Genomic DNA, 23,460 nt, shown 5'->3' on the forward strand with positions numbered 1-23,460 from the left:
GTGACCATCGATGTGGCAGTAGAACTTTCCCCCGCGGACGGGTTCGTCGCGTGGACGCAGCGCGCGAAAGCGCTTGCCCGCGAACCCGGTGCGCCGGGGATCGAGGTGCGGCTTGCGCTGCTCGCCACCTACACCACCGACTTTCTCGCCGAACTACTGCCGCTGGCCGGTTCAAGGGCTGGCCTGACGCCGGAAATGCTGGTGTTCCCGTTCGGTCAGGTCGAGCAGGTGCTGCTCGCGCCGGAAAGTCCCTTCCGCGAAGGCGATTACGTGGTGTTGGCAGGCACCCACCACGACGTCACCGGCACCGTGGAGGAAACCGTCAAACGTTGGGTCGGACTCTGGGACGCGGCAGCGCGGTCCGGGGTGCGGGTGGTGCAGCTCGGGTTCGCGCCGCCCGCGGTGGACGCGTTCGGTGCGGCGGCGTGGCGTGCGCCGCAATCGCTCTCGTATCGCGTCAGGGAGGTCAACGCCAGGTTGGCTGAGCAGGCTGCTGGCCGGGTGCTGTTCATCGACGTCGAACAGCTTGCCGCGCAGATCGGTTTGGCGCACTGGGAGGACCCGCGCAGCTGGTATCGGGTGCGTCAGCCGTACGCGGCCGACAGCCTGCCGTGGCTGGCCGCGGCGATCGCCGACACGGTCGCGGCCGACCGGGGCCGCGCCGCCCGCTGCGTGGTCGTCGATCTCGACGGCACGCTGTGGGGCGGGATCCTCGGCGACGACGGCGTCGACGGCATTCGCGTCGGCACCGGCGCCGAGGGGGAGGCCTTCGCCGACTTCCAGCGTTACCTGCGTGCGCTGACCGAGCGAGGTGTGCTGCTCGCCGTCGCGAGCAAGAACGACCGCGATCTCGCGCTGCGCGCCATCGCCGAAGCGCCGGGCATGGTGCTCGGCGTCGACGACTTCACCCACATCGTCGCCGACTGGCGGCCGAAATCCGAACAGCTCCAAGAGATCTCGGAGAAGATTCGGTTGGGACTCGGCAGCATGGTCTTCGTCGACGACAACCCGGCCGAATGCGCCCAGGTGGTCGCCGTGCACCCGGAGGTGCGCGCGCTGTGCCTGCCCGCCTCGCCTGCGAAGTTCGCCGGCGAGCTGGCAGGCCTGCCCTGGTTGCATCCTGGCGCGCTGTCCAACGAGGACTTCACCAGGCAGGCCTCCTATCAGGCGCTGGCCGCCGCGGAACAGACCGCGTCGGACAACCTGGACGAATTCCTCGCCGGGCTGGAGATGGTGGCCGCCATCGAGCCGATCACCGGCACGTCGCTGGACCGGGCGGCGCAGCTGATCGCCAAGACCAACCAGTTCAACCTGACCACCCGCAGGCACACCCAAACGCAGGTCAAGCGGATGGCCGAGGATCCGCGGTGGTTCGCGGCAACCTTGCGCCTGCGCGATCGGTTCGCCGACCACGGCATCGTCGGTGTGCTCCTCGCCGAAGCTGTAGACGGCGCGGTCGAGATAGACACCCTGCTGCTCAGCTGCCGGGTCATCGGCAGGAACGCGGAAAACAATCTCCTGGCCGCCGCCGCGGAATGGGCGCTGGCACAGGGTAGTTCGCGACTGGTGGGCCGGTATCTCCCGACCGCCCGCAACGCGCTGGTGCGTGAGCTGTACCCCGAGCACGGCTTCAGTGTCGAAGCGGAGAACGACCAGGGGTCGGTATTCGGTTATGACCTTTCGGGTGGCGCGCTGGCGCGCAGCCCACATGTGCGAGAGGCACAGATGCAACATGGCTACTGATGTGATGGAGCAGCTGCTCGAGCTGTTCGCCGAGGTGGTCGGCGAGCCTGCCGCACACGGCCGCGACACCGTGCGCGGCGACATGGACACCTGGGATTCGCTGGCCCAGGTGCGGTTGGTCTACGCGGTGGAACGTGCCTTCGCAGTGGAACTTCCGGAGAGCACGCTCACGTCGGAACAGTCCCTTGCCGAGATCGCCGCCGCAGTGGTCGCCGCACGACAGGAGCGGGTCCAGTGAGTACCAGGGTGTTCCGGGTGACGGACACCGATGTGGCGACCTATGCCGCGGCGGTCGGCGATCGCAATCCGTTGCACGTGGACAACGACTTCGGTCATCGTTCGCCCTACGGCAGGCCGGTCGCGCACGGCGCGCTGGTGGTGACGCTCGCCTTGGCTGCGCTGGCCGAGACGACCGATCCGATGGCCGTGCGCGATATCCGGGCGACGTTCCGTCAGCCCACGATTCCGGGCCGCCGCTACGAGGTCGACTGGACGGTCACCGAGAGCGAGGCACGCGGCCGGGTGAGTTTCGGCGGCATCGAGGTGGTCGGCATCCGGTGTCGGCTCGGCTCGGTGCTGCCGTGGTGCGGTCCGGCCGCCGACGAGCAGCCGCGCAGGGAGGTCCCGCGCGTCCTCGAATTGGCCGATCTGGCAGGCGATTCCGAGAACACGGTCGGCAAGGAGCGCGGCACCTTCGCGGTGGACTATCCGCGCATCGCCGGGCTGGTCTCGCGGGTGATCGGCGGTCGCGTCCCCGAACATGTTGCCGCCGTGCTCGGTTGGGCGAGCTACTGGACCGGGATGTGTACCCCCGGCCGGGATGCGCTGCTGGTGGCGTGCAGCATCGTGCTGCACGGATCGGGTTCCGGCGCGGTCGAGTTCGCGACCGAGGAGCCCGAAGTGGATCGGCGATCCGGGCTGGTCACGTTGCATGCCGGCATGAGTTGCGGCGCCAGCGCCGATGTCACCATCCAAAGTTTGATCAGAGAATCGGTGCCCGGCCCCGACGCCGCCGAGCTGGCGAACGTCTTGCCGCCCTCGGAGAAGTTGGACGGGAAAACCATTCTGGTGGTCGGCGGCAGCCGCGGGCTCGGCGCAGCGGTGTCGCTCGGTCTGGCCAGCCAGGGCGCCCGCGTGCTGGTGAGCTGCACCAGGGCGCCGGAGGTCCTCGCCGCGGCGTCGCGCGCCTACGGGGACCGGCTGTGGCCGGTGCTCGCCGACGCCAGCGACGGATGGGCGCTGGCCGCGGCATTGCCGGAGGGGCCGCTCGACGGCGTGGTTCTGCTTGCCTCCCCGGCGATTCCGACGCTGCCACTGGCGCCGGACGCGGTGGAGACGGCCGCGCAGTTCATGGCGGCGAGTACGCGGTTGATGTTCGGCCCGCTGTCGGTCTGCGCGCCGCGGCTGCGCAAGGGCGCGACGGTGGTGATGATTTCCTCGGAAGCCGTCCTCGCACCGCCGCGTTGGTGGCCGCACTACGCGGCCGCGAAGGCCGCCGTCGAGGGGCTCGCGGAATATGTTGCGCGCCACCATCCGTGGAACGTCGTGGTGGTGCGGCCGCCGCGGCTGTGGACCGACCTGACGAACACGCCGGGCGGACGGGCTGTGAGCAATCCGATCGCGCCGGTCGCCGCCGACATCGTTTCCGCGTTCTCCGCGCAAGACGTTGTCGCAGGCGAGGTTTCGGTGCTCGGCGCCGCCGGATGGGGCGCGCCGTGGCCGATATCGAGCGAGCCGGTGCCGAGTCAATCGATGGCGAGCGAACCGATCGCCAGCGAGCCGGAGCCGAGTAAATCACTGCCGAGCGAGCCGATCGCGAGCCCGCCGGTGTCGAGTAAGCCAGTGGCGAGCGAGCCGATCGCGAGCACGCCGATGTCGAGTGAGGAGGTGCAGGATGCTGGAGATCGTCGATCTGAACAAGTGCTACGGTGAGAAACAGGTCCTCACCGGTATGGACCTGATCGTGCAGCCGGGCGAGATCGTCGGGCTGCTCGGTCCCAATGGCGCGGGCAAGACCACGACGGCATCGATCGTCGCAGGCCTGACCCCACCCGACTCGGGGACGGTCCGCGTCGACGGCATCGACCTCGCGAGCAACCCGCGCCAGGCGCGGCGCAAGCTCGGGTTCGCGCCACAGGAACTCGGCGTGTATCCCACGCTGACCGCGCAGGAGAACCTGATCTTCTTCGGGAGGCTGATGGGTGTCGGCCGCAAGGAGCTGGCGAGCCGGATCGACGAGGTCGCCGCGCGCCTCGGGATCACCCCGTTCCTGACCACCAGGGCCCATCAGCTGTCCGGCGGTCAGCAGCGCAGGCTGCACACCGCGATGGCGTTGCTGCACGAGCCGGATGTGCTGTGGCTCGACGAGCCGACCGTCGGCGCGGACGTCTCGGCCAGGCAGGATCTGCTGGATGAGGTCCGCAACCTCGCCGATCACGGCGCCGCCGTGGTCTACGCGACGCACTATCTGCCCGAACTCGAGGTGCTCAGTGCGCGGGTGGTCGTGCTGCATCAGGGCCGAATCCTGGCCCAGGGCAGCGCCACCGAACTGGTCGAGCGCTATGCGCAGGCGGCGGTGAGCCTCGAGTTCGCGTCGGGCATTCCGGCCAGCCTCAACGGGTTCCTCGCCGCACCCGGCGCCGCAGTGCTCGAATCGCGGCTGCTCAACATTCCGACCAACGCGCCCGGCCAGCTGCTCGCGCAGTTGTTCGCCACGTTGGACACCGATACCGAACATTTGTTGGCCGCGGAAATCCACCATCCCAACCTGGAGAACGCGTACCTGGCGATCATGCGTGCGGCCGACGCCGTCGATCAGCCCGTGGAAGGGATCCGAGATGCTGTTGCATGATTCAGCTGTCGATCGCGTACGCGCGCTGTCCTGGGCGGACCTGCGCCGGATCAAGTCCGATCCGGCTCAGCTCATCGTGCTGACGGTGCTGCCGATCGGCATGATGGCGTTCCTGACCCCTGCCAACAAGGCGCAGCTGCGCTTCTTCGGCGGGTTCCCCAACGCCAGCGGCATCGAACAGGCCGGTCCCGGCACCATCGTGATGTTCGCGTTCTTCATCACGACCTTGCTCGGCGCCTCGTTCTTCCGCGAACACGAGTGGGGGACCTGGGATCGGCTGCGCGCCGCGCCGGTGCGGGCCGGGGAGATCATCCTCGGCAAGTCGATGCCCTCGGTGCTGTTCTCGGCGGTGCATCTGGGGATTCTGTGGTTGGTCGCCTTCACGCTGTGGGATCTGCACAGCAAGGGGTCGACCTGGCTGCTGCTCCCGATCAGCGCCTCGCTGATGGTGGCGACCTGGGGATTCGGCATCGCCCTTGTGTCGTTGTGCCGCACCATCGATCAGCTCTCGATCATGGCGCAGGTGGGTTCGCTGGCCATCGGCGGTCTCGCGGGCACGATCACGCCGCGGAGCACGCTGCCCGGTTGGGCGCAGGCGCTGTCGCCGTTCACGCCGCAGTATTGGGCGTTGAAGGGCTACCAGGACGTGATTCTGCGCGGCGCCGGTTTCAGCGACATCATCACACCGTGCTTGATCCTGCTCGGCGTCGGCGTTGTCGGCGGGCTGATCGCGCTGTTCCGGTTCCGGCTCAGCCACAGCAAGGTCGGGCGTAGCTAGTTTCACTCGATGGGCTGGGTTATCGCGTTGTGCTCGTCGTTGATCAGGTGAAACGCGGACGCCAGATCGTCGAGCGCGGTCTGCCAGAGGGATTCGGTGCCGTCGCCGTGCGGGTTGCCGCTGAGGGAGAGCAGCACCTGCGCGGCCTCGGCAGCGCGTGCGGCGGCGTCGAGGAGCACCGGCGCCTGGTCCGAGGTGTGCCGCGGGGCGAGGGCGTCGATCCGGTTGTGCAGCCAGTGTGCGTCGAAATGGGCCTGTTCTGTGGCATTTTCGCCGTCCAGCGCACGTTGGGTGCTTGCCGCGGTCCAGCGGCGGGCCAGTTCGTGCTGGTCGGCGGTGTTGGTGACGGCGCTGCGTAGTTCGCTGCTGAAGACGCATTGCAGCAGGGCGGCCAGTTTGGCCCGTTCGACCGCAGGGTCGTTGTCGTGATCGGTGTGCGCGAGGGCATCGATATCGCCGGGGTCGATGTGCAGCACCGCGAGAATTGCCCTCAGTTGCGCGATCGTGGCCACTCAACCCCTGCCTTGTCTGCCTAGCCGAGCGCTCTCGGCTACCACCCGACCCCCCGTGCACGAACAATTAACTCAATGATAGCCGCACCGCGTCATCGCGACACCGCAAACGCCGCGCGAATCATGCGGTCATGAACTGCCCCGCAACCGATCTCGCTACCGGGCGATTTTCGGTCTGGCTGATGTAGAGCGATCCCTCTAATATCGAGGTATGAGCGAGCGACGTGCAGTCATGAGTAATCGAGAAGTGGTGGAGAAGTTCTATCGGGCAACCCAATCGGGGGACGGCGCCGCCATTGTCGACGCGCTGCACCCGGACTTCGAGGCGCGCGTCGCGCCGGGCATGCCCAGCGTGACCGACACCGCGCCACGCGGTCCCGTGGCCGCGCTGAACGGAGTCTGGGGGCCGGTGTCCCGTGACTTCGATATCGCGCCGTTCGCGGAGACCTGGATCGACGGCGACGACGGTGCCGTAGTCGTCACCGGGCACTACCTGGGCACCGCACGTGCGACAGGCAAGCGGGTGCAGGCCGAGTTCGCCCATATCTGGCGGGTTTCCGACGGCAAGCTCAAGGCGTTGCACCAGTACACCGATACGTGGTGCTGGCGCGACGCGCTGGGGTGAACGATGCGTGCCCGGCGGTGATCCGTCGCGCAGCTCATGGTGACCTCATTCCGAAACATGGATGCCTACACAACTGAGTTCGGCTCGGACACCACTCCGGATTGTCGCCACGCCCGGGCAATTTCGCCGCACCGGCGGGTCGCGGTCCGTCAGGCGGTCGTGTCGCCGGTGCGGACCATGTCGAGGACGAGATCCTGTAATAGTCGGCGGGTGCGGTGCGCCTGCGTGACTACCGGTTCCGACGAGCCCGCTTCCGCGAGATCGACGAGCTGATTCATGACTTGGCAAAGCGCGACCAGCCGCCGCACGGTCTGGCGTCGCTCTCCACAGGTGAGGTCGGTACGCATACTCACCCCATCGCAGCAAACGGCCCGCACGTTTCGTCCGTTCTGTCAGAGCTACGGTTCCAGTTCGAGTACTGCTGCTGCGTCGTTGGCGCCGGTGGGTGATCGTGCACGATCAACCATCAGGGAAACCCCGAACGGGCCCGCCGCCGGGCGTACTCGTTAGAATCGCTTATGCGCACTTCCATGAGTCCCAATCTGACTGGAATGCAATGTATTTCGTGTGGGACGGAGTACGGCGTCGAGCACTATCCGGTGGGCTGTCCGCGATGCTTCGACGCCGGTGACCCCGCCAACCTGCGCTGTACCTACCGGCGATCGACGAATGACGGCCGCCTGCTGCCGCTGGTCGATCCCCTCACCCTCGGCGCGGGCGAGACCCCTTACTTTCGCCTGGACGACCGGATCGGCCTCGGCTCCGACGTGTGGGTCAAGGACGAAAGCCGCAACCCGACCGGCTCGCACAAAGACAGATTCAGCCTCGGCGCGGTCGGCTGGGCCAGCGCGGCGGGCTTCGACACGGTCGTCGCCGCGTCATCGGGCAACGCGGCCCTGTCCATCAGCGCCTACTGCGCCGCGCACGAACTGCGGTGCGTCATGGCGATGTCGCATGCCGTACCCGGCCAAATCGTCGACCACGTCCGGGAACTCGGTGCCGAGGTCGTGCTCGTCGAGTCCGACGAGGACCGCTGGACCTACGTCGCGGACGAGTCCCGGAACCAGAAGTCGTTCAACGCGACCAATTTCGTGACCCCGGTGGTCGGCAGCTCGCCCTTCGGCATCGAGTATCTCAAAGGCATCGCGTACGAGATCGTCGCGGCACGCGGTACCGCGCCCGACGTGGTCGTCATTCCCAGCTCGCGCGGCGACCTGGCCTTCGGCGTCTACCAAGGCTTCGTGGACTTGGGTGTCGTCATGCCGCGGCTCTACCTCGTCGAGCCGTTCCCTCGGCTGCACGCTGTCCTGGAATCCAACGCGGACTGGCGAACTGCCTTCCCCGGGGACGACGGCAGACTCGTCTCCATCGGCGGTGGCACCACGACGCAGCAGTCCGTCAGGGCCGCCCGCGGATCGGGTGGTGGTGCGATAGTCGTCGACCCCGCGACGGCAAGCACCTGGCATCGCACCCTGTGGACGCACGGCCACTGCTGGGAGATCAGCTCCACCGCCGCGTTCGCCGCGCTTCATCTCCTGCAAGACCAAGGACGTGTGCACTCCTCGGAAACCGCGGCCGTGATCGCGACATCGCACGCCTTCAAAGGTTTGTAAACCGAGCCTGCCCGCAGCCGGAGAACTACATCTTCGCGTAGCGAGCCATCACGAATGCGTAGAGGCCGTAGACGATGATGCCCGCCGCGGCGACGATGAGCAGGATCACTCCGTAGGGCTGGGCGCCAAGGATTTTCAGGGCGCCGTCGAGGCCTGCGGCTTTGTCGGGTTCTGATCGGGTCGCGGCCAGGACGACCAGCACGCCGATGGCGGCGATGGCGAGTCCCTTTGCGAGATAGCCGATTGTGCCGAGTCGGCGGACGAAAGCACTCGGTGTGCCTTGGAGGTCGTCGAGGAACTTCTGGCCGCCACCCTTGTAGATGTGATACCCGCCGACCGCGACGATGATCAGGGCGGCGGCGATGAGCGCGATCGTGCCTGCGGTGTGCTGCATGAGACGTGCCGTGAGGCCGACGCTTTCGCTGCTGCTGGATTTGCCACTGCCGCGGGCGAATCCGTAGGCGGAGAACGCGAAACCACAGTAGATCACCCCTAGCGCAAAGGCTTTGACTCGATGGAAGGCTTCGGACTTCTTGCTGTCGGCGTCGGGTTTGGACGAGCTGCCGAGCGCCGCCTCGACGAGCCGCCAGAGTGCCATCAACGCAAACGCCGCGGCGCCGACCCACAGGGCAATGGTGCCGCCGGGTTTGGCGGCCAGCTCCGCCATCGCACCGGATTGATCAGCGGTGCCGCCGTCGCCGACAGCGATCCGGATGGCGAGATAGCCGACGATCAAGTGCACGATGCCGGTCATCACGAACCCGGCGCGCGCGAACCGTTCGAAGACGCTGTGCTGTGCGATCCGCTCCGCGGTCGAGGTGGCTCCGGCTTGTGGGCGCTGGGCTCCCGCGGACAACTTACTCATCGAGGTACCTCGTTCTTGATCGCAGTGAACGTCCGGCAGATACCCGGCGCCGAGGCGTCGAAACAATGCCCGCCTTGCCGGAGCCGCTGCGGCGATGTCGGACTGCTACTAGCGTGGGTTGGCGAACAGAGCGCGAAAGCTGGGAGTGAGCTGGGAGTGAGTGTGTCGGTAGCGACGATCGAGAAGTCCGAAGTGCCTGCAGGAGAGGAGGTGTCGGGGCGCAGGCCGATCTCGCCGCTCGCGTTCTGGACGATCTCCGTGCTAGGTGTGATAGCGGGTGGGTATTACCTGAAACAGGTAGTCGCTGCGCCGTGGCTGATGATGCATCTCAAGGATTTGAGCGTGTATCAGATCGCGGGTGACCGCGTGCACAACGGCACATCGGTCTATGACACGCCGCTGCTCGGCAACACTCGCGGGGTGTGGGAGTTCGTGTACACGCCGTTCGCCGCGCTGCTGTTCGTGCCGCTGATCGCGTTGCGCGGCGACCTGTTCACCTATGTCGGCGGGTTCGGCAATGTCGCGATGCTCGCCGCGTCCGCGTTCGCCGCGTTGTCGCTGCTCGGCTATCGACGAGATGTCCGTTTGCTGCTGGTCAGCGTGCCCATCGCCGGCCTGCTGCTGTGGTGCGAGCCGGTGCGGGGCACGATGGCGTTCGGCCAGATCAACATCTGTTTGCTGCTGCTGGTTCTCGCGGACATGGCGCTACCGGATTCGTCACGCTGGAAGGGCGTGCTGACCGGTATCGCGGCGGGCATCAAGCTGACACCCGCGTTCTTCGTGATCTACCTGCTGGTCACCGGCCGATACCGGGCGGCGGGGACGGCGATCGGCGCGTTCTTCGCGACCGTGGTGGTCGGACTTGCTGTGCTGCCGAAGGATTCGTGGACATTCTGGAGCGGTGCGTTCCTCGATCCGGCCCGGGTCGGTGTGCCGCAGAACCCGCAGAACGAAACGTTGCGCGGGGTGTTCGCCCGAGTGATCGGCGTCGAGGGTGTGCACCAATTGCTGTGGCTCGCAGCAGCAGTCGCGTTCGCGGCGATCTGCCTGACACTGGCGCGACGACTGTCTTTCACCGGCCATGAACTGCCCGCCGTGGTGCTGTGCGGACTGACCAGCACCGCGGTGTCACCCTTCAGCTGGATCCATCACTGGGTCTGGCTCGCCCCCTTGCTGCTCTACCTGACCCATATTGCGTTGCACCACAAGGACATTGCCACCATGACCGGCTGGCTGATTACCTTCGTAGTCGCCTCGGGCGGCGTACTGGCCTTCTACGACCCCACCCTGGTCAACATCCTCGACTACCCCCTCCACGGCTACCTCGGCGTAACCCTGCACTACGCCTACCTCTGGCTGACCCTAGCCCTCTTCGCCGCCGCCACCCTCTACCTCCGCCGCCCCGAGCCCCCACTCACTGCCCAACCGAAACCACTTGCGGCATCCCATAAATAGCCCACACCCTCCACCATGTCCCATCGACGGGAGTGAAATGGTTGTTGGCCCATCGACGGGAGTGCAATGGTTGATCAACTTCATCGACGGGAGTCATATGGTGGCAGTACGCACCGAGACGCCCACCATTTGACTCCCGCCAACCTCCCTCGAGATCACTTCCCCGAAAGGTCTTTGGACCGGACCACAGCCAAGCAACCCGGTCTGGAACGAGCGAACCCGTGACTGACTGCGGAGGTCAGCCGGGTACGGCACACGACGCCACCACGCTATCCAGTGCAAACCCCGAGACTGTCCCGCTCGCCAGGAAACCGTCAAACCCGCGGATAAACCACCACCCCAAACGCAACACGCCCCACGAAACAGTTCAACCTACGGATTAGACCACCACCCAAACGCAACACGCTCCACGAAACCCACACCAACCCCCAAAGCCGCGCCCCCCAAGCCGCGCCCGTCCGAGACCGCGCCCGTCCGAGACCGCGCGTCCGAGACCGCGCGTCCGAGACCGCGCCCCACGGGTCGGGTTGGTCTGCGCCCGTGCCGCTTTGGGCTCGGCGAAGGCAGAGCTCCTTCGGGTATACGGTCTCCTGTGAATTCGGCAGCCAAGGGTTTGCACCGGATAGCGTGGTGGCGTCGTCTGCCGTACCCGGCTGACCTCCGCAGTCGATCACGCGATGTCTTGTCCCAGCCGGGTTACTTGGCTGTGGTCCCGTTTCGAGAGCATTCAAGATCAAAGACAGAGATTCAAGATCAAAGACTCTCAGCCGCACACTTTCTGTCTTCCCGCACACGATTTCGCATGCCAGATCGTGTGCGGGAAGACAGAAAGTGTGCGGCTGCGGGGGTTTCAAGATCGGAGGCTTCGGATTCGCACTCGTTCTGTGGATTCGCACTCGTTCTGGGCTGCTAGAAGGGGTGCGGATCCACAGAAGGGGTGCGGAGGTGCGTCGGTGCTTGACCTGGAGTGCACTCCAGGGCTTAGCGTGCTTACGAGAGGTTGTCGACGCGTTAGGAGATCGCTCATGGAACTCGGTTTCCACCTTCCGATTTTCACCATCGACGGTGGCACCACCGCCATCGCGGGCGAGTTGGCCAGGGTGGGGGTTGCGGCGGAGGCGGCCGGTGCGACCTGGTTGTCGTTCATGGACCACTACTTTCAGATCGCGCCGACCGGACTGCCTGCGGAGGCGAACATGCTCGAGGGGTACACCACCCTCGGCTACCTGGCCGCGCACACGTCGACCATCGAGCTCGGCCTGCTCGTCACCGGCGTGACCTACCGGCATCCCGGCCTGCTCGCGAAGATCGTCACCACCCTCGACGTGCTGTCCGGCGGCCGCGCCGCCCTCGGCCTCGGCGCCGCCTGGTTCGAGCGGGAACATCTCGGGCTCGGCGTGCCCTATCCGCCGATCGCCGAGCGGTTCGAGCGACTGGAGGAAGCGCTGCAGATCTGCGGCCAGATGTGGGACCCGGACAACAACGGCCCGTTCGACGGTCGGCACTACCAGCTCGCCGAAACCCTCTGTTCGCCGCAGCCGATCCACCGTCCGAAGATCCTGATCGGCGGTGGGGGAGAACGCAAAACGTTGCGCCTGGTCGCCCAATACGGCGACGCCTGCAACCTGTTCGCCTCCGCACCGGCCGATGTCGAACACAAACTCGACGTCCTGCGCAAGCACTGCGACACCGTCGGCCGCGACTACCGCGACATCCGCATCACCATCATGGCCAACAATCCACGCCCGACCCCGGCCACCCGCGACGAATTCGTCAGGGCGATGGCCGATTACGCCAAACTCGGCGTGCACGCCGTCATCATCGCCCCCACCACCGGCGCCCCCGCCGCCTGGATCGACGCGATGGCCCCGGCGGTCCCGCAACTCGCCGAACTGGGCTGACCGCACCGACCTGTCTCGGTGTCTTGGCCCGGCAGTGAGGCCACGAGACGAGCTTGGGTACGGAGAGCGTAGATTGGCGTACGCAAGCACAGCTATTCTCCGGCAATCCGCGAGCGGCAACCGTTCCTGCTACGTGAGGAGTCAGCGATGGCGTTTACCTTGACCGCCGAGGAGCGAGAGCAATTCCTGGCAGGCGTTCACATCGGCATAGTGGCGGTGGAGCGCAAGGAGCGCGCCCCACTGGCGGTCCCGGTCTGGTACGACTACACGCCGCACGGCGAGGTCTTGATCTGGACGACCCGTGACACCGTGAAGGACAAGGCAATCCGCAAGGCCGGTCGATTCAGCCTGGCAGTGCAATCGGAGGGCCATCCACCGAAATACGTTACCGCGGAAGGCCCCGTGACGGGCGTGGACGAATCGCCCACCCGCGCGCAGGTGTTGAGCATTACGCGCCGGTACCTGTCCTCAGCGGAGGCCGAAGCGTTCGTCGAGCAGGAACACGGCAGTCACTCGGTGCTGATCAGGATGCGTCCGTCCAAATGGCTCGGCGCAGACCAGGGCGAGCGAAACCCTGGCTGAGCCCGAATGTGATGCGGGACAGCAGTATCAGCGGGCAGCAGCAGCGATGGGGCCGGCCAGCCCGTCAGGGGTGAACAGCTGTGTGCCCTGCTCGACCTGCTTGCCGTTGATGAACACCGAGGGCGTCGAGTTGATGCCGGTCGCGAGGATGTCCTTGGTGTTGCTGCGGACGTAGGCGTCGTACTTGCGCCCGGTGATGCATTGGGCGACAGCGGGATCGGTGTAACCCGCGGCTTCGGCGATCTCGATGAGCTTGCGATCGGTGAGGCCGTCGCCGCCCTCGGCGGGCTGCTGTTCGAACATGCTGGCCAGCCACGACTGATATTTCGACGAGTCGGATTCGGCGACACAGTACGACGCATTGTTTGCGCGCGAAGAGTATTGGGTGGTCGACGCGCGGTCGAGGAACGAGATGATGTTGTATTCGACGACGGCCGTGCCGTTCTTGGTCGCTTCTTCGAGCGCCTTGGCGTTGGCCTTCTCGAAGGCCTGGCAGGCGGGGCACTGCAGGTCGGCGACGACGCGGACGACCGCGCGGGCACTCGGTTCGCCGACCCGGACCGCGCCGTTGTCGGTGACACCGGCGGGCACGGTCAGCGAGATCTGGCCGACGGGCGGCGCGGTCTTGGCAGGCAGCGTCCGCGAGTCCTGTCCGGGCGGGCCTGCGGCGACCGCGGTGCCGATGAAATCCTTGCTGAGGTCGTTCGCCACGATCCCGACGCAGGTCACCGCGACGACAACGAACAGGAGGGCGCCCGCGACCATCGCGTAGAGGACCTTGCGGTTGTGGCTGTCGCGGTCGTCGTGCTGGGGCTCCGGCGACATGCCCGGCCATGCACCTTGACTGGTGTTCACAGAGTGTTCCCCCAGCTTCTTCGCCAATCCAACAGTTTCGCTTCGACACGATAACGGTTGCCGACCGTATTTCGCGCCTCCCAGCGCTGAATCTTTGCTCAGGCACCCATATTTGCGCCCGTGCGCGCACGGAAGTTCCGGATCCGACTCGGCGTGGCGGTATTCGGTTGACCCACGCCCGCACGGGAAAAGTAGGGTGGTCCGGTGATTCGCACAGCCGCGTTGGCCCACATCAGGGATCGTCGTCTGCTGCAGGCGCGGTCGATCGGCAAGGACGTCTTCTACATGGCGGGCGGGAAAATCGACCCGGGGGAGACGCCCGAGGTGGCGTTGCGCCGCGAGGTGCGTGAGGAACTCGGCGTCGGCGTCGTGTCCTACGACGAGCTCGGCGTGTTCCTGGCCGAGGCGTACGGTCATGCCGCGGGCACTCGGCTGCACATGACCTGCTTCACCGCGGAATTGGACGGCGACCCGGAGCCGACCAGCGAGATCGCCGAGATCCGCTACTTCACCGTCGGTGAGTACGCCGCGATGGACCACGTGGCCCCTGGTTCGATGCTGGTCTTCCGCCGGCTGCACGAGCTCGGTGTAGTCGACTGGTAGGTCATTGCCATCGTCCTGTGGTCGGCGGGTATGGGATGTTGGTGCTAGTGCGACGCGCATAGACGAAGGGAGACAACATGTCCGAGTTCGATCGGGACGCGATCCAGGTGATCACCTGCGATATCTTCGGCACCACCGTCGACTGGTTCACCGGCGTCGCCGAGCAGGCCGCCGAGATCTTCCGCGCGGCAGGCGTCGAGCTCGATCCGCTGGTCTTCGCCACCGAGTGGCGCGAGCTGTATCTGCCCTCCATGCAACGCGTCCGAACCGGTGAGCGGCCGTGGGCCTATCTCGACACGCTGCATCGCGAGTCCCTCGACCGCCTGCTCGAGCAGCACGGCATCGGCGGCCACGTCGACGACGCGGCGCGCGCGAAGCTGGTTCGCACCTGGCATGTGCTGCCCGCCTGGCCGGATGCCGCCGCAGGCCTCGCCAGGCTGCGCGAGCGCTACACCGTCGCCGCACTGTCCAACGGCGGTTTCGCCCTGCTCACCCGTTTGGTCAAGGCCGCTGGTCTGCCCTTCGACTGCATCCTGTCCGCCGAACTGGCACGATCGTACAAGCCTGCGCCCGAGGTCTATCGCACCGCCGCAAGCCTGCTCGACGTCGCCCCGCACCAGGTACTCATGGTCGCTACCCACAACTGGGACATCGACGGCGCGCGCGAGGCAGGCCTGCGCACCGCCTTCATCGAGCGCCCCGGCGAGAAGGGCCCGCACATCAAGGCCGATCGCCCCGGCGACACGATCAGCGACCTGACCGTGACCGACTTCGCCGAGCTCGCCGAAAAACTCGGCTGCTGACCAACTTCCGCTATTCGGCGGCCACCGCCGCGGCGAATGCGGCGTAGGCGCGATCGTCGAAGAGCACGAAGCGTACTTCTCGCACTGAGGTTTTCGTCGTCCGCACCGTCTCGATCGCGATGCGGGCGCCGTCGTCGATCGGCCACCGGTAGATGCCGGTGGAGATGGCGGGAAACGCCACCGTTCGGGCATCCAAAGTGTCTGCGACCCGCAGTGATTCGCGATAACACGACGCGAGCAGTGCGGAACGGTCCTCGCTGTCGGACCAGACCGGCCCCACAGTATGGATGACCGACCGCGCATAGAGCTTGCCGCCGGTGGTGGCCACCGCCTGGCCGACAGCCAGCCCCTTGCCGTACTGCGACGCGCGCAGATCCCGGCAGGCGGCAAGGATCTCGGGCCCACCCGCCCGATGGATAGCACCGTCGACACCACCACCGCCGAGCAACGACGAGTTGGCCGCGTTGACGATCGCATCCACCCACTGCTCGGTGATATCGCCGCGGAGCAGGACGATCGCGGCGGTGTTGGGCCGCCCGGCGAGCAGGTGCCTGGCCCGCCCTTCGAGCACCGGCATCAACGCCTTCCGCCACGCGTCCAGCGACACCACCCCGCCGGACATTCCGCCGTGATCGAGTTCGGGCCGATGCACATTGTCCGGCGCGTCCGCGGCCGTCAAGCTCACTCCGACGACATCCTCGAAGGTGTTGTGCAGCAAGCTGATCAGTGCATCGATGGTCGCAGGCGCCGGGACGCGCTCCAGCCGATCTCGAAGCGCCCGCCACGCATGCGGATCGCCACGCAATCCCCATCGCTCCGGCTCGGGAAGGAAGAGCTCACCCAGACTCGATACACCGGTCACGACTCGCGACCATAGCGCGCCGACCCGCCGTGGCCGTAGTAATTTCGACGCATCAGGTACCGGCTGGTCCGTTTTGCGTGGTCAGCGCGAGATCAGGGCTTCCAGGTGATCCGGCCACCCTGGAATTCCTGCGCCTTGCCGCCTTCGTAGTCGTATTCGTCGCCGGTCGGATAGCCGTAGGCGCCGTTCGCGCCCGCCCGCGCCTCCCACGTGGTGCGGATGGCGCCCCAGACCACGTGCGCGCCGTAACGGGGCGACCAGTAGATCGCGCCGTCGTTGAACAGGTTGTAGCGGCCGTTGTCCTTGGCCGCGGCTTCGTCGGTGATCGGGAAGCCGAGCGGGCTGCTTTCCCAGCCGTAGGACGCCCACTTGTCCCGGATCGCGCCGCCGATCTGATGCGCCGCGGTGCCCACTGACCAGTAGATCGAGCCGCCCTGGAAGTGGTTGAAGCGACCCGGCTTCGACGGAGTCGACTGCTCGTCGGTCACCGGGTAGCGCAGCACGCCGTTCTCCAGGCCCAGGTTGCGCCATTTGTCCAGGATCGGACCGCCGACCTGATGTGCCCCGGTGACCGGATGCCAGTAGATCACCGCGTTGCGGTCGAAGGACTGCCACTTGCCGCCGTTCGCGGCGTCCGATTCGGGCGAGGTCGGGTCGCCGAAGACGTCGGGCCCACCCGCCTGGTCGTATTCGACCTCGATCGCGCCGCCGACGTCGAAGTTGCCGATCGGCCGTGCGGCCGCGAGGTCGGTGCTCACGCTGGTGGCCAGGACCGCGGCCATGGCGGCGGTGGTCGTGACGAGCGCGGTGCGCCTGCGACGGCGCTGGGTCGGGCGTGCCAAGAGAACTCCTCAGTCGGGCGATACTCGGTGTGCGAGACGGGGCTGAGCGCGTTGGTGAGCCATGATGGCACGGCGGCGGCGGTCTCGCCTTACCGAGGCTGACCTGCGTGGCCTCCGCCACATCCGCGAAGGGGCTGGTCGAGGACCGTGGCCGCGTCCGCGCGGGCGCTAGGCTCGAGTTCATGGCCAAGTCGACACGTATCGTGCTTGCTTCCCGGCCGGAGGGTGCACCCACCCCGGCGAACTTCCGCACCGAAACGGCGGAGCTGCCGCCGCTCGAGGAGGGCCAGGTGCTGTTGCGCACGCTGTACCTGTCCCTCGATCCGTATATGCGCGGCCGCATGAGCGATGCGAAGTCGTATGCGGAGCCGGTCGGTATCGGCGAGGTGATGGTCGGCGGCACGGTGTCCGAGGTCGTCGATGCCCGTGCCGCATCGTTGACGAAAGGCGATGTGGTTGTTGGCTATTCGGGCTGGCAGACGTACGCCGTCGCGGCGGCGTCGGGTCTGCGCAAGCTCGATGCGGACCAGGCGCCGGTCTCTACCGCCCTCGGCGTCCTCGGCATGCCAGGCTTCACCGCGTACTCCGGACTGCTGAAGATCGGTCAGCCGCGTGCGGGGGAGACCCTCGTGGTGGCCGCGGCCACCGGCCCGGTCGGTTCGGCGGTCGGGCAGATCGCCAAGATCAAGGGCGTTCGCGCGGTCGGCATCGCGGGCGGCCCTGCGAAGCGCGCGGCCCTGCTCGACGACTTCGGCTTCGATGTCGCGCTCGACCACCGCGCGCCCGATTTCGCCGACCAGCTGAAGGCTGCGGTTCCGGACGGCATCGACATCTACTTCGAAAATGTCGCGGGCCCGGTGGCGGACGCGGTGTACCCGTTGCTGAATACCTTTGCGCGCGTTCCGGTGTGCGGCCAGATCGCCCTCTACAACAGCTCGGGTGCGACCGAAGGCCCTGACCGCCTCCCTGATTTCTATCGCCGAATTCTGACCAAGAGCCTCACGGTCCGCGGTTTCATCCAGACCGAGTTCGTCCGTGAGCTCTACCCGGACTTCCTGCGCGAGATGGCCGGATGGATCGCCGAGGGGCGGGTCAACTACCTCGAGGACGTCACCGAGGGGCTCGAGCACGCTCCCGAAGCGTTCATCGGCATGCTGGAAGGGCGCAACTTCGGCAAGGTCGTTGTCAAAGTCGCTGACTAGCAGCGATATTCAGTAGTCGCTCACAACTTGCGGCCGATACCGGCCCAGTACCATGCGGATTCGGGGTTGGTGTTGTCGCCGGGATTCGGATGCCAGCTGACGACGGGAACGACGCCGGGCTCGATGAGCTCGGTGCCCGCGAAGAGCTTCTCGGTGTCGGCGCGGCTGCGCGGGTAGAAGGTGATGCCCGCCTGCTCGGCCGAGGCCACCACCCGGGCCATCGCGCGCTCGTCGAAATCGGCGGTGGGATGGGTGATCACGAGGTAGCTGCCTGCGGGCACCACGTCGAGCAGGTTGCGGACGATGCCGTGCGGGTCGTCCTCGTCGCGGAAGTACATCATGATCGCCACCAGCATGATCGCCACCGGCTGATCCAGGTCGAGGGTGTCGGCGATGGCGTTGTCGCCGAGGATGCTGCCGGGGTCGTGCAGGTCGGCGTGGATGAACGCGGTCTTGCCCTGCGGCTTGCTCGCCATGAGCGCGCGGGCATGCGCGAGCACGATCGGATCGTTGTCGACGTAGACCACCCGCGCGGCCGGGTCCAGCTTTTGGGCCACTTCGTGCGTGTTGCCCGCGGTGGGGATGCCGGTGCCGATATCGAGGAACTGGCTGATGCCGACCTCGCTGACCAGGTAGCGGACCGCACGGCCGAGGAAGGCGCGGTTGGCCCTTGCCATGGTTTGGATCGCGGGGATGTGGGTGGCGATGGCGTCGCCGAGGGCACGGTCGGCCGGATAGTTGTCCTTCCCGCCCAGCCAGTAGTCGTAGACGCGTGCCTCGTGCGCGACTTTGGTGTCGATGATGGTCGATAGTTCGGTGGCGTGTGAACGACTGTCCGGCATGGTGATTCCCTCCTGTGGCGGTCGCGGGGGAAGTCGGGCCCCCTGACGCCGCCGAGTCGCCGATGGACGGCGACTTCTGCTGCAAATTGTGCCCACTCAGGATATTCCAGCGAACGCCTGGCACGCGGCGATTCCCGCGGACGGCGTTGGTTTTTCAGCCATCCACCGGTATTTGACCGACTTTTCCGTACTTGCCTGACCGGCCGCCCCGAGGTCGGCGTGGCGCGCTTCGGTGTGTCGCGGGACACACCTGATCTTGATGAGGTTCAATTGCGCAGGTCACGAGATTTTCCGGCGACGAGTAAACCCACCTCACCCTGCGAAAAGGAGCACGAACGTGAGCATGATTCTCGCCGCGCTGCACGACACCGTTCTTGCGGAGGTCAGTAATCCGACGCCGGAGGCGCCGCCGTTGGCGGACAAACTGATGCAAATGGGCCGTTACTTCACCTGGCTCGTGCAACTGTCTGGCATCACGGCCATCACGTACGGCGGCGGCCGGTTTGCCTGGGAGAAGTGGAGCGGCGGCGGTTTGCAGTCGCCGAAGATGATCGCCAGTGCAATGGCGGGCGGTGCCGTGGCGACCAGCGCGGGCACCATCATGAATTCCGTCATCGGCTGATCGAGCACTCCAGCGTTGGCACCGGCTCGACGAGATAGCTCTCGTTGAGCCGGGTTCGATTGCGACACCACCGATTCGCGGTGGGTGCGGCACCGTCGCCGACCCGGAGCCGTGCGGCGGCCCCCGCCGCACGGTGAGAAATTCCGTGGCAGCTATGCGTACAGTGCAGGTATGCCCGATGTAGCGCATCCCACGGCAGCGGTGCGTGTCGATCCGGCGGTAGACCCGAACAGTGCGGTAACCGCCGGCGACTCCGACCGCGACCTGCTCGTGCTGGCGAACCAGCTGTGCTTCGCCCTCTATTCCACCTCGCGCGCGATGACCGCTGCCTATCGGCCGTTCCTCGACGCGATGCAGATCACCTATCCGCAGTACCTGGCGCTGCTCGCGCTGTGGGAACGGCCGGGGATGACGATGAAGGAGCTGGGCGAACAGCTACGCCTGGACTACGGCACCATCTCGCCGTTGATCCAGCGCCTCCAATCGCACGGTTTCGTGGAAAGCGTGCGCAGCGCCCACGACCGGCGCTCGGTGGAGCTGCGCGCGACCGAGGCGAGCGTGGCGCTGCAGCGCCAGGCCAGGGAGATGATCGAGTCGGTGATTGCCGGAGTCGGCTATTCGCTGGACACCATCATCGCCCTGCGCGACCAGGTGAACGCCCTCGGCGCGCGCCTGGACGCCATTGCCGACGCGCGCCAGGAGCCCTAGGCGTCGAGCACCTGCATTTGCCGCTGCACCACCGGCGGCTCGGTCGACCACGGGAAGTTGATCCAGCGGTCGGTGCGCTTCCAGACGTATTCGCAGTCGACCTCCGAGCGCGGCTTCTGGTAGATCACCGCGCAGCGCACCTCGGCGACATGGTGTTCGCAGAAGTCGCGGACCAGCTTGAGGGTGGCGCCGGTGTCGGCGACGTCGTCGGCGACCAGCACGGTGGCGCCTGCCAGGTCGACCGCCTGCGGCACCGGCGGCAGCATCACGGGCATGTCCAGGCGCTGGTCGATGCCCGTGTAGAACTCGACGTTCATCACGTGCAGGTTCTTCACGTCCAGCGCGTAACCGAGTGCGCCTGCGACGAACAATCCGCCGCGTGCGATCGAGAGGATCAGATCGGGCTCGAACCCGTCGTCCGCGATCGTGGTCGCCAACTCTCGACTCGCCGAACCGAACAACTCCCAGGTCAGCACTTCCCGATCCGCCATGGATCCGCCCTCTCCCTCGTCGCTACTGCGCACAGAGCATACGAGGCGCACCATTGTGCGGATCGCCACGCACCCTGGAACAGGTCAGCAGTCGGGCAAGGCCGCGTCTGGCGAGGCGGCCTTGCCCGCCGTCTCAGGAGTACAGCTCCTCGATGGCGGCGGCGTAGCGCTCGTTGATCGGCTTGCGGCGCAGCTTCATCGTCGGCGTCAGCACCTCGCTGCCCGGCTGCCAGAAGTCGGGCACGATGGTGAACTTCTTGATCTGCTCGACCCGGGAGAGCTTCGCGTTCGCCTTGTCGACGGCGTCGGCCACGATCTGGTGTACGCCAGGATCTTTGGCGAGCACCGCGGGGTCGAGCGCGACGCCTGCCTTGTCCGCGTAGGCCGCGGCCGCGTCGGGATCGAGCGAGATGAGTGCGACGTTGTATTTGCGGTTGTCGCCGATCGCCACGGCCTGGCCGATCAGCGGGGCGAACGCCTTGATCCAGTTCTCGATGTTGCTGGGCGACATGTTCTTTCCGCCCGCGTTGATGATGAGTTCCTTCTTGCGGTCGACGATCCGCAGAAAGCCGTTCTCGTCGAGGGTGCCGATATCGCCGGTGTGCACCCAGCCGTCGGCGTCGATGGTCTCGGCGGTCTGGTCGGGCTTGTTCAAGTAGCCGAGCATCACGATCGGGCCGCGGATCAGCACCTCGCCGTCGTCATCGGCGATCCGGATCTCGTTGCCGGGCACGATCTTTCCGACGGTGCCGAGGCGCACCTGGCCGGGCGGGCTGATGGTGGCCATGCCGGACAGCTCCGACATGCCCCACGCGTCGGAGGCCGCGATGCCGACGCCGTTGAAGAAGCGCAGCGTCTCCGAGGAGATCGGGGCGGCGCCGGAGAGCGCGATCCGGACGGCATCGAGGCCGATCGCCGCGCGCAGCTTCGACAACACCAGCGCGTCGGCGATGCGCTCCTGGACGGCGAGCACCGCGGAAACGGGCTTGCCGTCGAGCCGGGCGTCGGAGGCGGCGCGGCCCACCCGCAGCGCCCAGTTCGCCAGTGCCGCTTTGACTCCGGTCGCGTCGGCTACCTTGGCCTCGATGCCTGCCTTCAGCTTCTGCCACACCTGCGGTACCGCGCCGAAGATGGTCGGCCGCGTGTCAGCGAGCGCCGCGGCGAACTCGGCGCGGTCGGCGGTGGTGGTGAGCTGGTTGCCGAGTACTTCCAGGAGATAGAGCGACGACCAGCGGTCCGCGATGTGTGCGGAGGGCAGGAACGAGAGAATTCGGTCGTCGGCGTCGGCGTCCGCCAGCTGCTCGGTGGCGTCGACCATGGCGAGGATATTGGCGTGGGTGAGCTGGACGCCCTTGGGGCTGCCGGTGGTGCCGGAGGTGTAGATCAGGGTCAGCACGTCGTCGGGTTGTACTGCGCGCCAGGCCGAGTCGAAATCGAAGTCCTGCTGGCCGCGCGCGGCGACCTCGTCGAGGGTGATGGTGCCCTCGGGTGCGCCGTCGATGCACACCACATGCTCGACCCCGGTGCCGTTCTTGCCCGCGAATAGGGCGGCGGCGTACTGGGTTTCGCACACGACGACGGTGGCCGCCGAGTCGGTGAACAGGTAGTTCAACTGCTCGGGGGACGAGGTGTTGTAGACCGAGAACACGGTGACGCCGAGATGCTGCAATGCGACGTCGATCGGATAGAACTCGGGCCGGTTGGTCATCATCAGGGCCACCCGATCGCCGCGCCGCACGCCGAGTGCCGCGAATCCCGCTGCGAGCGACCGCACTTGCTCGCCCCAAGCGCGAAACGTGAGGGTGCTCCTGTCGCCGATCGTGCGCACGGCGACCTTGTCGGGGTTGCGGGCTACGGTGGCTTGGAACGCCTCGCACAGAGTGGACGCGGCGGAAGCGAACGTGGGCATACGATCTCCTGGCTCGATGGTCGCCGGCGGTGCCGGCCTGCTGGGTACGACGGTCAGTGCGGGTGGACGCCGACGAGGGCGTCGACGAAGATCTGCGCGAGCAGCTCGATGTATTCGGTACGGGCCATGGCGATTTCGCCGTTGTGCCAGGCGAGGGTGACCGCGGAGTTGCCGTGCACCACCACCAGGGCGGCCAAGGCGATCCGAGCGTGCGTGTCGGGATCGGTTTCGCCGTAGACCGCGCAGACCTGCCTGGCGGCCTGCTCGGCGTAGCGCTGGATGCCGTCGGCCTTGCGCGCCGCGAGCGACGGCAGGGTCGCCGCCTCGGTGTAGAGCCGCGCGCGGCGCGGTTCCTCGGCGAAGAAGTCGAGGAAGGTCGCCACCGCCACCCGTGCGCGGACGAGCATGTCGAGCGGCTCTGCCTCGACGGCGGCGACGGTGCGGGCGATCAGGTCGTTGATCATCGCCTCGTGCAGCGCGTCGATCAGGTGGTCGCGGTTGCGGAAGTGCTCGTAGAAATACCGCTGGGTGAGCCCGGCGCGCTCGCACACCGAGCTCATCCGCACTTTCGCGACGCCAACCGCGGCGATCTCGTCGAGACCGGCCTCGAGCAGGTCGGCGCGACGTTGGGCGAGCCGAGCTTCGGCGCTCACCCCGCGAAACGGGCGCACAACTGTGGACACGAAGGGAATCCTGACACAGAGCTGTGTCAAGTTCTACCGCCTGGCCGGATTTCTCGCCTGTCCCGACCGCGGATCTCGATCGCACGAGACGCGGCGCGGTCGCGAGGCCTACT

25 protein-coding genes are annotated in these 23,460 nt (G+C 66.8%); 15 read left to right on the forward strand and 10 right to left on the reverse strand.

The window, feature by feature from the left end; all coding sequences use genetic code 11:
• From ACGFNJ_RS31330 to ACGFNJ_RS31350, 5 genes are read left to right on the forward strand one after another with little or no spacing between them, the layout of a single operon-like run.
• Entirely contained in the window at positions 1 to 1,743 is a 1,743-nt protein-coding gene (locus tag ACGFNJ_RS31330) for an HAD-IIIC family phosphatase (RefSeq protein WP_393456253.1), read from the forward strand.
• On the forward strand, positions 1,733 to 1,981 hold the full coding sequence (locus tag ACGFNJ_RS31335; RefSeq protein ID WP_167837807.1) for an acyl carrier protein: 249 nt from the start codon (positions 1,733 to 1,735) through the stop codon (positions 1,979 to 1,981). The genes ACGFNJ_RS31330 and ACGFNJ_RS31335 overlap by 11 nt, the downstream gene beginning before the upstream one ends.
• Positions 1,978 to 3,675, forward strand: coding sequence for an SDR family NAD(P)-dependent oxidoreductase (locus tag ACGFNJ_RS31340; protein ID WP_393456256.1), 1,698 nt, complete (start codon positions 1,978 to 1,980; stop codon positions 3,673 to 3,675). Before ACGFNJ_RS31335 ends, ACGFNJ_RS31340 begins: the two co-directional genes overlap by 4 nt.
• Positions 3,638 to 4,594: an ABC transporter ATP-binding protein gene (locus ACGFNJ_RS31345; protein WP_393456259.1), complete on the forward strand. Its 957-nt coding sequence runs from the start codon at positions 3,638 to 3,640 to the stop codon at positions 4,592 to 4,594. Before ACGFNJ_RS31340 ends, ACGFNJ_RS31345 begins: the two co-directional genes overlap by 38 nt.
• The gene (locus ACGFNJ_RS31350) at positions 4,581 to 5,372 is read left to right on the forward strand and encodes an ABC transporter permease (RefSeq protein ID WP_393456262.1); all 792 of its coding nucleotides are present in this window, start codon (positions 4,581 to 4,583) and stop codon (positions 5,370 to 5,372) included. The genes ACGFNJ_RS31345 and ACGFNJ_RS31350 overlap by 14 nt, the downstream gene beginning before the upstream one ends.
• Before the next feature lie 2 nt (positions 5,373 to 5,374).
• Here ACGFNJ_RS31350 and ACGFNJ_RS31355 read toward each other — a convergent pair whose 3' ends face one another.
• A complete protein-coding gene (locus ACGFNJ_RS31355; protein WP_393456265.1) occupies positions 5,375 to 5,884 on the reverse strand; it encodes a hypothetical protein in 510 nt (169 codons plus the stop codon).
• 232 nt (positions 5,885 to 6,116) lie between these two features.
• On the opposite strand from ACGFNJ_RS31355, the gene ACGFNJ_RS31360 reads away from it, so the two are divergent.
• Positions 6,117 to 6,509 (forward strand): nuclear transport factor 2 family protein, encoded by a 393-nt coding sequence (locus tag ACGFNJ_RS31360; RefSeq protein ID WP_393456268.1) that lies wholly within the window; start codon positions 6,117 to 6,119, stop codon positions 6,507 to 6,509.
• A gap of 149 nt (positions 6,510 to 6,658) precedes the next feature.
• On the opposite strand, the gene ACGFNJ_RS31365 is transcribed toward ACGFNJ_RS31360, so the two are convergent.
• On the reverse strand, positions 6,659 to 6,856 hold the full coding sequence (locus ACGFNJ_RS31365) for a hypothetical protein (RefSeq protein ID WP_393456271.1): 198 nt from the start codon (positions 6,854 to 6,856) through the stop codon (positions 6,659 to 6,661).
• Positions 6,857 to 7,060: 204 nt separating this feature from the next.
• Here ACGFNJ_RS31365 and ACGFNJ_RS31370 point away from each other — a divergent pair, with 204 nt between their 5' ends.
• A complete protein-coding gene (locus tag ACGFNJ_RS31370) occupies positions 7,061 to 8,122 on the forward strand; it encodes a pyridoxal-phosphate dependent enzyme (protein WP_393456274.1) in 1,062 nt (353 codons plus the stop codon).
• A gap of 25 nt (positions 8,123 to 8,147) precedes the next feature.
• On the opposite strand, the gene ACGFNJ_RS31375 is transcribed toward ACGFNJ_RS31370, so the two are convergent.
• On the reverse strand, positions 8,148 to 8,987 hold the full coding sequence (locus ACGFNJ_RS31375; protein WP_393456277.1) for a DUF1206 domain-containing protein: 840 nt from the start codon (positions 8,985 to 8,987) through the stop codon (positions 8,148 to 8,150).
• 156 nt (positions 8,988 to 9,143) lie between these two features.
• Between ACGFNJ_RS31375 and ACGFNJ_RS31380 the strand changes: the two genes are divergently transcribed.
• The 3 genes from ACGFNJ_RS31380 to ACGFNJ_RS31390 all read left to right on the forward strand — a co-directional run bounded on the left by ACGFNJ_RS31380 (position 9,144) and on the right by ACGFNJ_RS31390 (position 12,925).
• Positions 9,144 to 10,442: a glycosyltransferase 87 family protein gene (locus tag ACGFNJ_RS31380; RefSeq protein WP_393456280.1), complete on the forward strand. Its 1,299-nt coding sequence runs from the start codon at positions 9,144 to 9,146 to the stop codon at positions 10,440 to 10,442.
• Between the two features lie 1,025 nt (positions 10,443 to 11,467).
• Positions 11,468 to 12,343, forward strand: coding sequence for an LLM class F420-dependent oxidoreductase (locus ACGFNJ_RS31385; RefSeq protein WP_393456283.1), 876 nt, complete (start codon positions 11,468 to 11,470; stop codon positions 12,341 to 12,343).
• A 147-nt stretch (positions 12,344 to 12,490) separates the two neighbouring features.
• Positions 12,491 to 12,925: a pyridoxamine 5'-phosphate oxidase family protein gene (locus ACGFNJ_RS31390; protein WP_393456286.1), complete on the forward strand. Its 435-nt coding sequence runs from the start codon at positions 12,491 to 12,493 to the stop codon at positions 12,923 to 12,925.
• A gap of 27 nt (positions 12,926 to 12,952) precedes the next feature.
• Here the strand turns inward: ACGFNJ_RS31390 and ACGFNJ_RS31395 are convergent, their stop codons facing one another.
• A complete protein-coding gene (locus tag ACGFNJ_RS31395; protein ID WP_393456289.1) occupies positions 12,953 to 13,750 on the reverse strand; it encodes a DsbA family protein in 798 nt (265 codons plus the stop codon).
• Between the two features lie 234 nt (positions 13,751 to 13,984).
• Here ACGFNJ_RS31395 and ACGFNJ_RS31400 point away from each other — a divergent pair, with 234 nt between their 5' ends.
• Together ACGFNJ_RS31400 and ACGFNJ_RS31405 are read left to right on the forward strand one after the other, a co-directional pair.
• The gene (locus ACGFNJ_RS31400) at positions 13,985 to 14,383 is read left to right on the forward strand and encodes an NUDIX domain-containing protein (protein ID WP_393456292.1); all 399 of its coding nucleotides are present in this window, start codon (positions 13,985 to 13,987) and stop codon (positions 14,381 to 14,383) included.
• Between the two features lie 77 nt (positions 14,384 to 14,460).
• The gene (locus tag ACGFNJ_RS31405) at positions 14,461 to 15,186 is read left to right on the forward strand and encodes a haloacid dehalogenase type II (RefSeq protein WP_393456295.1); all 726 of its coding nucleotides are present in this window, start codon (positions 14,461 to 14,463) and stop codon (positions 15,184 to 15,186) included.
• 10 nt (positions 15,187 to 15,196) lie between these two features.
• On the opposite strand, the gene ACGFNJ_RS31410 is transcribed toward ACGFNJ_RS31405, so the two are convergent.
• Both ACGFNJ_RS31410 and ACGFNJ_RS31415 read right to left on the reverse strand, forming a co-directional pair.
• Positions 15,197 to 15,763: an O-acetyl-ADP-ribose deacetylase gene (locus ACGFNJ_RS31410; protein ID WP_393456512.1), complete on the reverse strand. Its 567-nt coding sequence runs from the start codon at positions 15,761 to 15,763 to the stop codon at positions 15,197 to 15,199.
• A 377-nt stretch (positions 15,764 to 16,140) separates the two neighbouring features.
• Positions 16,141 to 16,890, reverse strand: a complete 750-nt coding sequence (locus ACGFNJ_RS31415) for an LGFP repeat-containing protein (RefSeq protein WP_393456298.1) — start codon at positions 16,888 to 16,890, stop codon at positions 16,141 to 16,143.
• A 182-nt stretch (positions 16,891 to 17,072) separates the two neighbouring features.
• Between ACGFNJ_RS31415 and ACGFNJ_RS31420 the strand changes: the two genes are divergently transcribed.
• Positions 17,073 to 18,092 (forward strand): NADP-dependent oxidoreductase, encoded by a 1,020-nt coding sequence (locus ACGFNJ_RS31420; RefSeq protein WP_393456301.1) that lies wholly within the window; start codon positions 17,073 to 17,075, stop codon positions 18,090 to 18,092.
• 20 nt (positions 18,093 to 18,112) lie between these two features.
• Here the strand turns inward: ACGFNJ_RS31420 and ACGFNJ_RS31425 are convergent, their stop codons facing one another.
• Positions 18,113 to 18,934 carry an SAM-dependent methyltransferase gene (locus tag ACGFNJ_RS31425; protein ID WP_393456304.1) on the reverse strand — a complete coding sequence of 274 codons (822 nt, stop codon included), beginning with the start codon at positions 18,932 to 18,934 and terminating at the stop codon, positions 18,113 to 18,115.
• A 343-nt stretch (positions 18,935 to 19,277) separates the two neighbouring features.
• Here ACGFNJ_RS31425 and ACGFNJ_RS31430 point away from each other — a divergent pair, with 343 nt between their 5' ends.
• A complete protein-coding gene (locus ACGFNJ_RS31430) occupies positions 19,278 to 19,556 on the forward strand; it encodes a hypothetical protein (protein ID WP_029892379.1) in 279 nt (92 codons plus the stop codon).
• Between the two features lie 318 nt (positions 19,557 to 19,874).
• Entirely contained in the window at positions 19,875 to 20,264 is a 390-nt protein-coding gene (locus ACGFNJ_RS31435; RefSeq protein WP_393456515.1) for a MarR family winged helix-turn-helix transcriptional regulator, read from the forward strand.
• Here ACGFNJ_RS31435 and ACGFNJ_RS31440 read toward each other — a convergent pair.
• The 3 genes from ACGFNJ_RS31440 to ACGFNJ_RS31450 form a co-directional block, all read right to left on the reverse strand.
• Positions 20,261 to 20,755: a phosphoribosyltransferase gene (locus ACGFNJ_RS31440; RefSeq protein WP_393456307.1), complete on the reverse strand. Its 495-nt coding sequence runs from the start codon at positions 20,753 to 20,755 to the stop codon at positions 20,261 to 20,263. The genes ACGFNJ_RS31435 and ACGFNJ_RS31440 overlap by 4 nt on opposite strands.
• A 133-nt stretch (positions 20,756 to 20,888) precedes the next feature.
• Complete coding sequence (locus ACGFNJ_RS31445) at positions 20,889 to 22,664, reverse strand: AMP-dependent synthetase/ligase (RefSeq protein WP_393456310.1); 1,776 nt, start codon at positions 22,662 to 22,664, stop codon at positions 20,889 to 20,891.
• A 53-nt stretch (positions 22,665 to 22,717) separates the two neighbouring features.
• On the reverse strand, positions 22,718 to 23,347 hold the full coding sequence (locus ACGFNJ_RS31450) for a TetR/AcrR family transcriptional regulator (RefSeq protein WP_393456313.1): 630 nt from the start codon (positions 23,345 to 23,347) through the stop codon (positions 22,718 to 22,720).
• Positions 23,348 to 23,460: the final 113 nt, after the last annotated feature.

Origin of the sequence: Nocardia sp. NPDC049149 (assembly GCF_043197455.1) — a bacterium.
In the GTDB taxonomy this organism is placed as follows: domain Bacteria; phylum Actinomycetota; class Actinomycetes; order Mycobacteriales; family Mycobacteriaceae; genus Nocardia.